This is a genomic window from Pseudomonas sp. B16120 (assembly GCF_044218845.1).
GTDB lineage: Bacteria > Pseudomonadota > Gammaproteobacteria > Pseudomonadales > Pseudomonadaceae > Aquipseudomonas > Aquipseudomonas paracarnis.
On sequence record NZ_CP162588.1, the window covers coordinates 4,425,178 to 4,439,549 of the forward strand.

General features: G+C 60.9%; 14 protein-coding genes. 5 read left to right on the plus strand and 9 right to left on the minus strand.

What is annotated here, in order from left to right; all coding sequences use genetic code 11:
• Nucleotides 1–2: 2 nt before the first annotated feature.
• The gene (locus tag AB4P90_RS20625) at nt 3–3,473 is read left to right on the plus strand and encodes a PAS domain-containing hybrid sensor histidine kinase/response regulator (RefSeq protein WP_038451065.1); all 3,471 of its coding nucleotides are present in this window, start codon (nt 3–5) and stop codon (nt 3,471–3,473) included.
• A 48-nt stretch (nt 3,474–3,521) separates the two neighbouring features.
• Here the strand turns inward: AB4P90_RS20625 and rmuC are convergent, their stop codons facing one another.
• Together rmuC and AB4P90_RS20635 are read right to left on the minus strand one after the other, a co-directional pair.
• The gene (rmuC, locus tag AB4P90_RS20630; RefSeq protein ID WP_169918249.1) at nt 3,522–4,886 is read right to left on the minus strand and encodes a DNA recombination protein RmuC; all 1,365 of its coding nucleotides are present in this window, start codon (nt 4,884–4,886) and stop codon (nt 3,522–3,524) included.
• Between the two features lie 175 nt (nt 4,887–5,061).
• The gene (locus tag AB4P90_RS20635; RefSeq protein WP_038451067.1) at nt 5,062–5,385 is read right to left on the minus strand and encodes a hypothetical protein; all 324 of its coding nucleotides are present in this window, start codon (nt 5,383–5,385) and stop codon (nt 5,062–5,064) included.
• 457 nt (nt 5,386–5,842) lie between these two features.
• On the opposite strand from AB4P90_RS20635, the gene AB4P90_RS20640 reads away from it, so the two are divergent.
• The 4 genes from AB4P90_RS20640 (at nt 5,843) to AB4P90_RS20655 (ending at nt 9,000) form a co-directional block, all read left to right on the plus strand.
• On the plus strand, nt 5,843–6,148 hold the full coding sequence (locus tag AB4P90_RS20640; RefSeq protein ID WP_014719378.1) for a hypothetical protein: 306 nt from the start codon (nt 5,843–5,845) through the stop codon (nt 6,146–6,148).
• Between the two features lie 443 nt (nt 6,149–6,591).
• Nucleotides 6,592–6,816 (plus strand): hypothetical protein, encoded by a 225-nt coding sequence (locus tag AB4P90_RS20645; protein ID WP_003193022.1) that lies wholly within the window; start codon nt 6,592–6,594, stop codon nt 6,814–6,816.
• A gap of 278 nt (nt 6,817–7,094) precedes the next feature.
• Nucleotides 7,095–7,577 (plus strand): hypothetical protein, encoded by a 483-nt coding sequence (locus AB4P90_RS20650; protein ID WP_130175629.1) that lies wholly within the window; start codon nt 7,095–7,097, stop codon nt 7,575–7,577.
• 145 nt (nt 7,578–7,722) lie between these two features.
• Nucleotides 7,723–9,000, plus strand: coding sequence for an OmpP1/FadL family transporter (locus AB4P90_RS20655; RefSeq protein WP_003193026.1), 1,278 nt, complete (start codon nt 7,723–7,725; stop codon nt 8,998–9,000).
• 64 nt (nt 9,001–9,064) lie between these two features.
• Here AB4P90_RS20655 and AB4P90_RS20660 read toward each other — a convergent pair whose 3' ends face one another.
• From AB4P90_RS20660 to cobU, 7 genes are all read right to left on the minus strand, one after another.
• A complete protein-coding gene (locus AB4P90_RS20660) occupies nt 9,065–9,616 on the minus strand; it encodes a glutathione peroxidase (RefSeq protein WP_014719380.1) in 552 nt (183 codons plus the stop codon).
• 150 nt (nt 9,617–9,766) lie between these two features.
• Nucleotides 9,767–10,975, minus strand: a complete 1,209-nt coding sequence (locus AB4P90_RS20665; RefSeq protein ID WP_395605341.1) for an MFS transporter — start codon at nt 10,973–10,975, stop codon at nt 9,767–9,769.
• Between the two features lie 54 nt (nt 10,976–11,029).
• Nucleotides 11,030–11,434 carry a MarR family winged helix-turn-helix transcriptional regulator gene (locus AB4P90_RS20670; RefSeq protein ID WP_014719383.1) on the minus strand — a complete coding sequence of 135 codons (405 nt, stop codon included), beginning with the start codon at nt 11,432–11,434 and terminating at the stop codon, nt 11,030–11,032.
• A gap of 42 nt (nt 11,435–11,476) precedes the next feature.
• A complete protein-coding gene (locus tag AB4P90_RS20675; RefSeq protein WP_032873566.1) occupies nt 11,477–12,205 on the minus strand; it encodes an adenosylcobinamide-GDP ribazoletransferase in 729 nt (242 codons plus the stop codon).
• 2 nt (nt 12,206–12,207) lie between these two features.
• Complete coding sequence (cobC, locus tag AB4P90_RS20680; protein ID WP_333958704.1) at nt 12,208–12,783, minus strand: alpha-ribazole phosphatase family protein; 576 nt, start codon at nt 12,781–12,783, stop codon at nt 12,208–12,210.
• Nucleotides 12,780–13,835, minus strand: a complete 1,056-nt coding sequence (cobT, locus tag AB4P90_RS20685) for a nicotinate-nucleotide--dimethylbenzimidazole phosphoribosyltransferase (RefSeq protein WP_395605342.1) — start codon at nt 13,833–13,835, stop codon at nt 12,780–12,782. Before cobT ends, cobC begins: the two co-directional genes overlap by 4 nt.
• Complete coding sequence (gene cobU / locus AB4P90_RS20690) at nt 13,832–14,353, minus strand: bifunctional adenosylcobinamide kinase/adenosylcobinamide-phosphate guanylyltransferase (protein ID WP_019818435.1); 522 nt, start codon at nt 14,351–14,353, stop codon at nt 13,832–13,834. The genes cobT and cobU overlap by 4 nt, the downstream gene beginning before the upstream one ends.
• Nucleotides 14,354–14,372: the final 19 nt, after the last annotated feature.

Here is a 14,372-nt window from a genome sequence, read left to right on the forward strand (position 1 = left end):
CCATGACGCTGTCCAGCGGGCTGATCGCCGCCGTTGCCCTGGCCTATATGGCCACTATGTTTGCCATCGCCTTTTACGGTGACCGCCGCCATGCGCCGCTGCCACCGCGCGTGCGTGCCTGGGTGTATAGCCTGTCACTGGCGGTGTACTGCACCAGTTGGACCTTCTTCGGCGCCGTAGGCCAAGCCGCCGAACAACTGTGGGCATTCTTGCCGATCTACCTGGGACCTGTGCTGTTGCTGGTGCTGGCACCCTGGGTGCTGCAGAAGATGATCCTGATCAGCAAGCAGGAAAACATTACCTCCATCGCCGACTTTATCGCTGCCCGCTACGGCAAGTCCCAGTCCCTGGCGGTGGTGGTGGCACTTATTTGCCTGGTGGGCGTGCTGCCCTATATCGCGCTGCAGCTCAAAGGCATCGTGCTGGGCGTGAACCTGCTGATCGGCGCCGGCCCCGACACCACCGGCACCCGCGCCCAGGACACGGCCTTGATCGTGTCGCTGGTGCTGGCGCTGTTTACCATCGTGTTCGGCACACGCAACCTCGACGCCACCGAACACCACCGCGGCATGGTGCTGGCGATTGCGTTTGAGTCGCTGGTCAAGCTGTTCGCTTTTCTCGCCGTCGGTGCGTTTGTCACCTACGGCTTGTACGACGGTTTCGGCGATCTGTTCAGCCAGGCCATGCTCGCCCCGCGCCTGGAGGAATACTGGAAAGAGACCATCAACTGGCCTTCGATGGTGGTACAGACCGGCGTCGCCATGATGGCGATCATCTGCCTGCCGCGACAATTTCATGTGACGGTGGTGGAGAACATCGACCCCCAGGATTTGCGCCTGGCCAAGTGGGTGTTCCCGGCTTATTTGATCCTCGCGGCACTGTTCGTGGTGCCCATCGCCTTGGGCGGCAAGATGCTGTTGCCCAGCTCAGTGCTGCCGGACTCCTATGTGATCAGCCTGCCAATGGCCGAGGCCCATCCTGCCCTCGCCGTGCTGGCATTCATTGGCGGTGCATCAGCGGCCACTGGCATGGTGATCGTGGCGAGCATTGCACTGTCGACGATGGTCTCCAACGATATGCTGCTGCCATGGCTGTTGCGCCGATCCAGCGCCGAGCGGCCATTCGAAGTCTTTCGCCACTGGATGCTGTCGGTTCGCCGGGTGAGCATTGTGATCATCCTGCTGCTGGCGTACGTGAGCTACCGCTTGCTGGGCTCCACTGCCAGCCTGGCGACCATCGGCCAGATCGCCTTTGCCGCTGTGACCCAACTGGCCCCAGCGATGCTCGGCGCACTCTATTGGAAGCAGGCCAACCGGCGTGGGGTGTTTGCCGGTTTGGCCGCCGGTACCTTCCTGTGGTTCTACACCTTGGTCTTGCCAGTGACGGCGAAAAGTCTGGGCTGGTCGCTCAGCCTTTTCCCCGGCCTGACCTGGATGCATTCCCACCCGTTCGGGCTGTCGGTCACGTCGCTGACCTTGGGCACCGTGTTCTCCCTGGCGGGGAATTTCACCCTCTTCGTGTGGGTGTCGATGCTGTCGCGCACACGGGTTTCCGAGCACTGGCAGGCAGGCCGTTTTATCGGCCAGGAAATCAACCAGCGTGCGAGTGCGCGCTCCATGCTGTCGGTGCAGATCAGCGACCTGCTCAGCCTCGCGGCGCGCTTCGTCGGGGAAGAACGGGCCCAGCAGAGCTTTATTCGCTTCGCCTACCGCCAAGGCAAAGGCTTCAACCCCAACCAGAATGCCGATAACGATTGGATCGCCCACACCGAACGCTTGCTGGCCGGCGTACTCGGGGCCTCCTCGACGCGGGCGGTGGTGAAAGCGGCAATCGAAGGGCGGGAAATGCAACTGGAGGACGTTGTCCGTATCGCCGACGAAGCCTCGGAAGTGCTGCAGTTCAACCGCGCCCTACTGCAAGGCGCCATCGAGAACATCACCCAGGGCATCAGCGTGGTGGACCAGTCGCTCAAGCTGGTGGCCTGGAACCGGCGTTACCTGGAACTGTTCAACTACCCGGACGGCTTGATCAGCGTCGGCCGGCCCATTGCAGACATCATTCGCTACAACGCCGAGCGCGGCCTGTGTGGCCCTGGCGAAGCGCAAGTGCACGTGGCGCGTCGCCTGCACTGGATGCGCCAGGGGCGTGCGCACACCTCCGAGCGCTTGTTCCCCAATGGCCGGGTGATCGAGTTGATCGGCAACCCGATGCCCGGCGGCGGGTTTGTCATGAGCTTCACCGACATCACCGCCTTCCGCGAAGCCGAACAAGCACTGACCGAAGCCAACGAGGGCCTGGAGCAGCGGGTGACCGAGCGCACCCATGAACTGTCGCAACTGAACGTGGCCCTCACCGACGCCAAGGGCGTGGCCGAATCCGCCAGCCAGTCGAAGACGCGGTTCCTGGCGGCCGTGAGCCATGACCTGATGCAACCGCTGAACGCTGCGCGGCTGTTTTCCGCCGCCCTCTCCCACCAGACCGATGGCCTGTCCAGTGAGGCACGGCAATTGGTGCAGCACCTGGACAGCTCGCTGCGCTCGGCTGAAGACTTGATCAGTGATTTGCTGGATATTTCGCGCCTGGAAAACGGCAAGATCAACCCACAACGCCAACCCTTTGTCCTCAACGAGCTGTTCGACACCCTGGGTGCAGAATTCAAGGCGCTGGCCCAGGAGCAACACTTGCGCTTCCGCTGGCGCGGCAGCCGTTTGCGGGTCGACAGCGATATCAAACTTTTACGGCGAATTTTGCAGAACTTTCTGACCAATGCCTTCCGTTATGCCGACGGCCCGGTGCTGCTAGGCGTACGTCGCCGCAAGGGCGAACTCTGCCTGGAGGTCTGGGACCGCGGCCCTGGCATTGCGCCGGATAAACAAAAGGTGATCTTCGAAGAGTTCAAGCGCCTGGACAGCCACCAGACCCGTGCCGAAAAGGGCCTGGGCCTGGGCCTGGCGATTGCCGACGGTCTGTGCCGCGTGCTGGGCCATCGCCTGAGCGTGCGCTCCTGGCCGGGCAAAGGCAGCGTCTTCAGCGTGTGCGTGCCGCTGGCCCGCAACCAGGCCAGCGTGCAACCCAAACCGCCCACAGAAACCGGCCTGCCCTTGAGTGGCGCACGGGTGCTATGCGTGGATAACGAAGACAGCATCCTGATCGGCATGCGCAGCCTGCTAACGCGCTGGGGCTGTGAAGTCTGGACGGCCGCCAACCAGGCCGAATGCGCGGCACTGCTGGCCGACGGTATCCGCCCGCAACTGGCGTTGGTGGATTACCACCTGGACCACGGCGAAACCGGTACCGAGTTGATGGGCTGGCTGCGTGCGCAACTGGCCGAGCCGATTCCCGGTGTGGTGATCAGTGCCGATGGGCGACCGGAGATGGTGGCCGAGGTGCACGGGGCGGGGTTGGATTACTTGGCCAAACCGGTGAAGCCGGCGGCGTTGCGGGCGCTGTTGAGCAGGCATTTGCCCCTGTAACGGGGCTGTATTCGAGCTATTTGTGGGAGCAATTTAGACCCCTATTTATTATTCCGGGAGATGCGCCACGCCATCCGAATCGGTCATCGCCCGCTCCAGCAGATCCGCCGGCAAGCTCTTACTGGCGCGGGCGCCGAGCAACCTTAGTTGCTCGGTACGGCTGACCAAGTTCCCACGCCCATCCGTCAGCTTGTTGCGCGCCGCGCTGTAGGCCTTGTCCAACTGTTGTAGCCGGTTGCCCACTTCGTCCAGGTCCTGGATAAACAACACGAACTTGTCATACAGCCAGCCGGCACGCTCGGCAATTTCCCGCGCGTTCTGGCTCTGGCGCTCCTGCTTCCACAGGCTGTCGATCACGCGCAGGGTGGCGAGCAAGGTCGTGGGACTGACGATTACGATATGGCGGTCGAAGGCTTCCTGGAACAGGTTGGGCTCGGCCTGCAATGCCGCAGAAAAGGCAGCCTCGATCGGTACGAACAGCAGGACGAAATCCAGGCTGTGCAAACCCTCCAGGCGCTTGTAGTCCTTGCCGGCCAAGCCTTTGACATGATTACGCAGGGACAGCACGTGTTGCTTCAACGCGGCCTGGCCAATCACCTCGTCATCCGCCGCCACGTACTGTTGATAGGCGGTCAAGCTGACCTTGGAGTCGACCACCACCTGCTTGTCGCCCGGCAACATGATCAGCACATCGGGCTGGAAACGCTCGCCATCCGGGCCTTTGAGGCTGACCTGGGTCTGGTACTCACGGCCCTTCTCCAGGCCCGCGTGTTCCAGCACTCGTTCAAGAATCAGCTCACCCCAGTTACCCTGGGTTTTCTGGCCCTTGAGAGCGCGGGTCAGGTTAGTGGCTTCGTCCGACAGACGCAGGTTCAATTGCTGTAGGCGCTCAAGCTCTTTGGCGAGGGAAAAGCGCTCACGGGCTTCGTTCTGATAGCTTTCTTCGACACGCTTCTCGAAGGACTGGATACGTTCCTTGAGCGGGTCCAGAAGTTGGCCCAGGCGCTCCTGACTGGTTTCGGCGAAGCGTTGCTCACGCTCGTCGAAGATCTTGCCGGCCAGCTCGGCAAATTGCGCACGCAGTTCGTCTCGTGAGCCTTGCAGGTCGGTGAGGCGTTGCTGATGACTCTCTTGCTGCTCACGCAATTCGGCGCTCAGGGCCGCGGCCAAGGCGTCGAGGCGACGCAGTTCGGTTTCCTTGGCGCTACGGTCGAGGTTCCAGGCGTGCGCGGCATCGCGGGCGTTATCGCGGTCGATCTGCAACAGCTCGACTTCACGGCGCAGCGCCGCCAGGTCGGCTTGTTTGGCGGCATTGGCCTGGCTGAGGTCACTGATCTCATCGCGACTGGCGTCCAGTTGCGCGGCGAGCCCTTCCTGGGCCAGTTGTGCGGTCGCCAGGCGCTCCTCCAGCAACTCCCAGCCGGTGGTGCGTGCGGTCAGGCGCCGCTGGAGTTGCCAGCACAGCGCCAGTAGCGGCACGGCTGCGCCCACAAGACCCAAGGCGATACTGGTCCAGTCAAACACCATAGCCATTTCTGCCATCACCGAAAAAGATCAAGGGTAACCAAGCCTAAGGCCGGAGGACAGCTCAGTCTTCGACCTGCCCCAGTTCGCGCTGGGCGCGACGGTCGCCGGCGCGAGCAGCCGAACGCAACAAATCGTGGCCGATGCGCCGGTCTCGGGCATTTCCGCACTCGCGGCACATCAGTTGGCCAAGACGGCTCTGAGCGGCCACCACGCCTTCGCGGGCGGGCTGCTTGAGCAAGCGTCCGGCGAGATGCTTGATATTGTTGCTCTGCCCCAGGCGCGGGCTGTCGAGCAGCCACAAAGCAACCTTCAAGGAAAAACGCTTGGGCGCGGTAACAGTTTGGGCCGTGTCGGTAACAGAAGGTGATACTGAGCGAAACTTCATAAAGCACTGTGGGGCAGAACGGAAGGCGCGCCACTCTACTCTTTTTTTCGTACAGGTAAAGCTGAAAAAACCGTGCACGCCCGTCCTAGAGCAAGCGCTCGGGACAATCCACAGAAGCTGTGGATAACTCAGTGGACAACCCCCCTTGAACAGGCGCAAAGCCCCATGGAACGGGGGCCGCGGTCAAACTGACGATTTTTTCACCAATAAAAAAAAGCGAGATTTTTCATTGACTTAAATTTTGATTACAGGCAAATGGGCGCACTTGCACACCCGTGGCAGCAGGGTTACACCCTTGACCACAAATGTGCACAAGTCCCGATCGGCTGGTTATATCGTCGGCGTTTTTTGATTCAACACCGGTTAAACATGTTACTAAGCGCGCAAACCCGAGGGCTTTTCAAATCTGCCTCGGCTCGCCACACTGCGCCACCGCCAATGCAAACCAGTAGGGCCGATGAAAGGAATTCTGTTATTCGCCGGGCTGCTGCTGGCCATCTGCGCGACCTCGCTTGGGATCAATGCCGCGCTCCCCTCGCCGGACGGCGCACTGTTTGCTATTGCTATTCTGCTATCGGCCGCCTTTACCGCCGTGATTCTGTGCATCGAACTCAGTGATGGCAGAATTAACGACATGGGCGATGTGATCCGCATGATCGAGACCGGCCAGTCCTTGCGGCTGACGCTCGCCGCCTACGGTCTGGGCTGTGCCCTGGCCGCATCCATGACCGTGCTGGTCTATTGCGAGTTACTCGGCGGCTGAACGAAGTTTTTTTGCAAGCGGCCTTCCCTTCCCTGTTTCAATCCGTTACTATCCGCGGCGTTAGTACCAAGCTGAAAGTCAATTCTGGTCGAACACGTCCCCTGAACCACATGGGATCGGCCACCTCGATGGTTTCCAGGTATTCCTTGCGACGACACTGCCTTTGAACAAGCAAAGGGTGGCGCGAAGTTCCAATACTCTGACCGAACCAACCTGCAAATTGATCAGGATCTCCACCCTGGGCCCAGAACCTTTGCCCTTGTTGTGTTGCCTGCCCTCCTAAGTACCTACCTGCCAGCCCAAGCGCGCCAAATTTAATTGCGCTTCAAACTGGCTGCTTTGTTCCAGTCGGGTTCTTCGTTTGATCAATGGTGATCAGCGTTACTGGAACGTTTTAACGTTGCACGGTTCTTATCCGTGTCATTTGTAGGAACACCAATAATATGAACGCTCAAATCCACACTCAGGATGCCATTCGCACCCTCACCAACGCTTTTGCCCCAATGAACTGCCTGATCATGGCCGCTCGCAAAGGCTGCTTCAGCTTCACCCTGGTCAACGAACACGGCATCGCTCGTCACAGCGAACGCCTGTACCCCGATCAATACTCCAGCGCAGAACCGCTGCAGGCCGTGATCGATCGTACCCGTCAGGCACTGACTGCCTGATCGACCCGCGTCGCTGAAACCTCAAAAACCCTGTTTGAATAACAGGGTTTTTTATTGCCTGGAATTTGGCCCTGAGTTCGCCGGGCTAAGTACAAATGGATATAAACGTTATAACCAGTTGCAGAAGATGTTTTAAAAACAGTCCTTTACATCGTGAATATGACACTACACTTCAACTCAAGCGGCGTGATCCGCTTACGACGGGCCTGAGATCCGATTCACCGCTGCCAAGCCCCCCTTCTCAGGCTCGTCCACTCTTTGCAAGGACTGAGGCTCGTATGGGTATTGCCGCCAGTGAATTGTGTCGTTATGTGATCAGGCCGACGCTGATGTACCTCGGCCGCCACAGCTCGACAGCCGAATCCCTGCTGCTGGGCATTGCCGCCAGCCAGTCAGAACTGGGCTCGGCGCTGCATGACCGCCGCGGCCATGGCCTCTACAGCATCACCGAACCACGCCACCGCGCGCTCTGGGATAACTACCTGGCGCTGGACCCGGAACGCGCCAGCCTGGTGCGCGGGCTGGCCAGCCAACATGCGTTCCTCAGCGCGCCTCAGTTGGAGTTGACCGTGAACCTGCGCTACGCCACGGCCATCGCCTGGTTGCTGGTGGAACAACAACGCCCCGCCCTTCCCGCACCCGGCGATGTGCTGGCCATGGCGCGTATCTGGAAAGAAATATTCCATCCACAAGGCCGCCTGCGAGATTTCACCCAAGCGTGGCAAACCTGTGTAAGCCCCATGAAACAGGCAGCTTGCTGACCGGGCAAATTGCAAGATTCGGCAAAAAACGGCAATTTTGGTCGGATTGTCCTACAAAACCGCTCTATCTCCTGCATTACAGCCTATAGCGCGATGTGAAATTTATTGATACTTTCCGCAGCGGTGATCACACGGAGTTCTAATAATGAAAAAAGTAATGCTCAAGACCACACTTAGCCTCGCCGTTGCCATGGCATCCTCCCAATTGTTCGCCAGCGGCTTTGCCCTCAACGAACAGAGCGTGAGCGGGATGGGTACCGGTTTCGCAGGTCGCTCTTCTTCTGCCGATGATGCGAGTACTGTGTTCGGTAACCCTGCCGGTATGGCACGTCTGGAAGGCCAACAGATCACCGGTGGCGTTGCAGCCATTGATGCCTCCACCGATATCAGCAATGTCAGCGGCCGCTCCGCTGGCAGCAACAAAGGCGATATGGTGCCTTTCACCGCCGTGCCTTTCGGTTTCTACACCAATAAACTTAACGACCAGTGGGCTGTCGGCTTCGGCGTCTATGCGCCGTTCGGCCTGGTGACCGACTACGAAAGCGGCTTCCAGGGCCGTGGCTTTGGCAGCAAGAGCGAAGTGAAAGTCATCACCTTGCAACCGACTGTCAGCTACGCCTTCAACGATCGCGTTTCCGTGGGTTTTGGCCCGACCATCAACCGCATCGCCGGTACCCTGGAATCGGACCTGACGCTGAACCCTCGCGCGCCAGACACCAATATCAAGATCAAGGGTGACGACACCGCGCTGGGCTTCAACATCGGCGTACTGGTCCAGGCCACCGATACCACCCGTGTCGGCCTGACCTACCACTCCAAGGTCAGCTACAAGCTGGACGGCCACACCGAAGTCACCGCACCGACCGCGACCTCGCCGTTCCTGCGCAGCAACCGCTATGACGCCTCGCTGAAAATCGACACACCTGAGTCCTACGACCTGTCCGTCACTCAAGACCTGACCGACGCGTGGAAACTCTATGCCGGTGCAACCTGGACACGCTGGAGCCGCCTCAAAGACATCACCGTCAAGAACGAAGGCGTCAGCGGCGCTACTGGCGGCGCGCTTGCCCCAGGCCTGGTCAGCACAATCAAGGAAGACCAGAACTGGCACGACACCTGGGCCTACGCCGTGGGTACTTCGTACCAGCTCACCAAGCAAGTGGTACTGCGTACCGGCCTGACATTCGACCAGTCGCCTACCAACAACACGGATCGCTCACCGCGCATCCCGACCGGCGACCGTACTATCTTCAGCCTGGGCCTGGGCTACCAGGTCATGGATAACATGACCATCGACCTGGCCTACTCCTACCTGAAGGAAGAGGACGTCAAGATTTCACGCTCCAACCAATTGGCCAGCTACAACGCCAAGTATGAAAACAGCGCCAACGGTTTCGGCTTGGGCATGACCTACAAGTTCTAACCGCAGTCGTATAAAAAAGCCCCGCTCTCCTGTGAAGGAGGCGGGGCTTTTGTTTGGCTGGCGGTCAGGGTTTGGAAGCCAATGCCTGTTCCACCGCCTTGATCAGCTCCGGACTGTCCGGCTTGGTCAGGCTGGAAAAACTGGCCACAACATTGCCCTGGCGATCCACCACATACTTGTAGAAATTCCACTTCGGCGCCGCGTCGGCTTGCTGTGCAAGCACCTTGAACAGGTGCACCGCATCCGGCCCCTTGACCTTCTGCGGCTCGGTCATGGTGAAGGTCACGCCATAGTTCACGTAGCAGACCTTGGCGGTTTCCTCACCGGTCTTGGCTTCCTGCTTGAAGTCATCGGACGGCACGCCGATCACTTCCAGGCCCTGGCCCTTGTAGCGCTGATATAACGCTTCCAGGCCTTTGAACTGTGGGGCAAAGCCGCAGAAGCTCGCTGTGTTAACGATCACCAAGGGCTTGCCAGCGAATTGCTGGCACAGGTCGATGGATTCCTTGGCCCGCAGCTTGGGCAATTGGCCCGCAAGCAACGGTGGGCAACTGGCGGCCATCGCCACGCTGCCAATAGCCATCAGGACGGGTACAGCGAGCCAGCGCATCTGCATGTCAAAAGTCCTTGAGTCAGTTCAGACCCACAACTTAGCAGATCGCCATGCCCAGTTGCATCAATGCCAGGCCGCCCTGATGCCAGCCCCACCAGGCCAGCAGCAATAACACCATCCCCACAGCCACCAGCATAAGACGCGCTGTCATGCTCATGCCGCCTCCATCTGCGCCTGAATACGTGCCACCGGCCGCTCACGCACCGGCCAATTCAGCGCGGCGGCGAGCAGGCTGAGTAAAATTGCCACCTGCCAGATCAAATCGTAGCTACCGGTTCGATCATAGACCACCCCGCCCAGCCACCCGCCGAGGAACGAGCCAAGCTGGTGGAACAGGAACACAATCCCGCCGAGCATCGAGAGGTTGCGCACCCCAAACAGGGTCGCAACGGTGCCATTGGTCAGCGGCACTGTGGACAGCCACAGGAATCCCATCGCCATGCCAAACAGATACGCCGTGACCTCGGTGACCGGCGCCCACAGGAACAACACAATCACTACCGCCCGCAACAGGTACAAGCCGGTGAGCAGACGCGGCTTGGACATGCGGCCACCGAGCCAACCCGCCGTGTAGGTGCCAAATACGTTGAACAGGCCGATCAAGGCCAGCACCGTAGTGCCCACGGTGGCCGGCAGATGCTGGTCCACCAGGTAGGCCGGCAAGTGCACACCGATAAACACCACTTGGAAACCGCAGACAAAAAAGCCGAAGGACAGCAGCCAAAAGCCGGAGTGAGAACAGGCTTCTTTGAGCGCCTCACCCAGGGTTTGCTGGCCCACTATGACCGCCAGCGGCCGGTCCTTTAGCATGGCGACCAGCGGCAGGATCAGCGCCACCATCAAGCCCAGCGCCAGCAAGGCGGCCGACCAGCCGAGCCAGCCAATCAGGCCCAGGGTGCCGGGCACCATGGCGAACTGGCCGAACGAGCCGGCGGCGCTGGCAATGCCCATGGCCATGCTGCGTTTTTTCGGCGCTACGGCGCGGCCAACCACGCCGAGAATCACCGAGAACGAGGTGCCGGACAGGCCAATACCAATCAGCAAACCTGCGCTCAACGACAGCGACCAGGCAGAGTCGGACATGCCCATCAGCACCAGGCCGACGGCGTACAACACCCCGCCGACAAACACCGCCTTGGTCGCGCCGAAACGGTCGGCCAAGGCTCCGGTAAATGGCTGCGCCAAGCCCCAGATCAGGTTCTGCAAGGCGATAGCAAAGGCAAAGGTTTCACGCCCCCAACCGAATTCGCTGCTCATCGGCGCCAGGAACAGGCCAAAGCCATGCCGTACGCCCAAGGACAACGCCAGGATCAGCGCACTGCCTAAAAGAACCCAACCACTGGTGCGCCACATCGAGGTCATTTCTTATTCTCCGTTCGCGGGTATATACCCGCTTGTAGCCGAACAAACCGCCGTTCAGGCGAGTTCATCCAGCAAGGCCAACAACATTTCGCGCTTTTCGGCGCCGAGCTTATCAATCAGTTTCTGCTGCGCTGCTTCCCACGCCGGCAACGCAGCGCCTAGCCGTTCATGGCCGGCGTCAGTCAACACCACCAGGCGGTTGCGCAAATCGTCGCCCTCCACCAACTGCACCAGCCCTTCACCTTCCAGGACGCGCAGGTTGCGCCCCAGGGTGCTGCGATCCAAGCCCATGGCGTCCGCCAGGCTGGAAATGCTCGGCTGGTCGAGACGCTGCAGGTTGCACAACAGAGAATACTGGGCAACGTTGATCCCGAAGCCGTCGAGAGCGCCGTCGTAGTGCCTGCTGACGCCACGGGCGGCACGTCGCAGGTTGGTGCATAAACATTGGGAGGCAAGCATAGAGCGTGTATATACCCGGAGTTAACCAATTGCAAGAAAGCGTTACAACGCCAGCCCGACCAGTACCGCAACTTCAAGCAGCTCCAGCAGTGCGCCAGCGGTGTCGCCCGTGGTGCCGCCCAGACGCTTGACCATCAACTGGCGCAGCCACACGAAACACAGGACCGCCAGCAACACCGCGATGCCGCCGCTGAAACCACCGATCAGGATGCAGGCCAACCCGCTGAGGATCAGCACCTGTTGGCCGACAATTCGCGGCAGATGATCTGACAGTGCCTGGCCCAATCCGCCCGCCCGCACATAGCGCGTGGTGAGAAACAGCGCCAGCATCGAAGCACGTCCGATCAAAGGCGCCAGGATCAAGGCGGCGCCATTGTGTTGTTCGATCAACGCCACCAACGCGCTGAACTTGAGCAGCAGCACCAGCCCCAGGGTGACCACCGCAATCGGGCCGCTGCGCGGGTCTTTCATGATGCTGAGGGTGCGCTCCCGGTCGCCAAAACCGCCCAACCAGGCATCGGCGCTGTCGGCCAGCCCGTCCAGGTGCAGGCCACCGCTGAGCAGCACCCAGGCGGTGAGCAGCAACGCGGCGTGCAACAGCAACGGGGTACCCTGCAATACCTGGTTGAGGCCCCATAACAGCACGCCGAACAGCAACCCTACCAGCGGATAAAACAGCAACGAACGGCCCAGCTCTTGAGGCTGCGGCATGCCCGGCAAGCGAATGGGCAGGCTACTGAGAAATTGCAGGGCGATCCAGAAAGGCAGCAGCATCAGCGCCCTTCCTTCAACACGCCATCGGCCGCAACCTGCAGGCCGAACAGGGCACCGTGGCCCACTTCGACATTCAGCAGTTGCTCACGGGGCAACCCTCGCGCCTGGGCCAGCAGCAGGCGCATTACACCGCCATGGCTGATCAACAGCACGCGCTGGCCAGCATAGGCCTGATGCAGCCGCCTGACAGCGCCAAGCACGCGCGCGGAAAACTGGATGACCGGCTCGCCTTCCGGCGGCGTGAATTCATAGGGGTTGGCCCAGAACAAGCCCAGCCCTTGGGCATCGGTGTCCATCAACGCGGCCGCACTCTGCCCTTCCCACGCGCCGAAGTGCAGCTCTTGCAGATCGGCCTCCAGAGTCACCGGCACTTCGAGCTGTGCCCCCAACTCCTGGGCGAACAGAGCGCAGCGTTGCAGCGGTGAGCTGATCAGCCGATCCCACGGCCCCTGCCCCACCACTGCGTCGCGCATCTGCCGCCAGCCGTTGGCGGTCAGCGCATCGTCCAGGCTGCCACGCAGGCCTCCGCCCAGTTCGGTTTCGCCGTGACGCAGCAGGTCCAGGCGTAAGGTCATGCGGGGCGGTCCGCCACGGCGGCTTCGGCGAAGGTCGCCATCTGCCCGTGCAGTGCACACGCCAGGCGCAACAAAGGCACCGCCAACGCCGCGCCGCTGCCTTCGCCCAGGCGCAGGCCCAGTTCCAGCAACGGTTGCGCATCGAGGCTATGCAGCACATGGCGATGGCCCGGCTCGGCCCCCCGATGGCCGAACACCAACCATTCGCGGCACGCCGGGTTCAAGCGCACCGCCACCATCGCGGCCACGCTGCAGATGAACCCATCCACCAGCACCACGATGCCTTCCTGGGCGCAGGCCAGGTAGGCGCCAACCAAGGCAGCAATTTCAAAACCGCCGAGATTGAACAGGGTTTGCAACGCATCGCTGCGCTGACCGGCGTGCAACCCCAGGGCGCGCTCGATGACCGCGACCTTGTGGCTGACCCCTGCGGCATTCAAACCGGTGCCAGGGCCTGTGAGGTCAGTGACCTGGCAATCCAGCAATGCGCAGGCCAAGGCACTGGCGGCAGTGGTATTGCCGATGCCCATCTCACCGCCGATAAAGAGTTGCGCGCCGCTTTCCAGGGCACGGCGTGCGCTGTCTCGTCCAGCTTGCAAGGCCAACTGCCCTTGGGCTTGGGTCATCGCCGGGCCATGCACGAAATTAGCCGTGCCCGCACCGATATTCAGGTGACGAACGCCGGGCAAATCCAGGGACGGCGTGATCGTGCCGAGGTCAATCACCTCCAATTGCGCTTGCAGTTGCCGCGCCAACACGCTGATCGCCGCGCCACCGGTGACGAAGTTTTGCAGCATCTGCCCGGTGACCTCTTGGGGAAATGCCGACACGCCTTCAGCGACCACACCGTGATCGCCGGCAAAAATCGCGATCCACAGGTGATCTACCGTCGGTTTGACCTGGCACTGCAAACCCGCCAGCCGCACCGCCAGGGCCTCCAACTGGCCGAGGGAACCGGCGGGCTTGGTCAACTGCTGCTGACGCGCCAGCGCCTGTTCGTGGGCCGTGGTATCCACCGCCTTGCAGGGGTTGAGCCACCAGGAATCGGTCATAACGCAGTACCTTTCAAAGTCAGGGGCAGGCCGGCAACCGTCAGCACAACGCGCTGACATTGCTCGGCCAAGGCTTGATGCAGCCAACCGGCTTCATCCACATAACGGCGAGTCAACTCGCCCAGCGGCACGACACCCAGACCGGTCTCGTTGCTGACAAAAATGATCTCCCCCGGCAGCGAGGCCAGGGTTTGCAACAGTTGATCACGCTCGGATGCAAGGCGAGCCGGGTCTTCGAGCATCAGAAGATTGGTGAGCCATAAGGTCAGGCAATCCACCAGCAGGCAGCGATCAGTGGCGGCGTTTTCCTGTAGCACACGCGCCAGGTCGATGGGCTCTTCAACCAGGCCCCAATGGTCGGGACGACGCTGGCGGTGCAGCGCGACGCGCTCGCTCATCTCACCGTCGAGCGGTTGGCTGGTGGCGATATAAATGACGGCAAGCCCGCTCTCTGCGGCAAGCTTTTCGGCCAGGCGGCTCTTACCCGAACGGGCACCGCCGAGGATCAATTGATACATGCAAAGGCCCCTGGTAAAC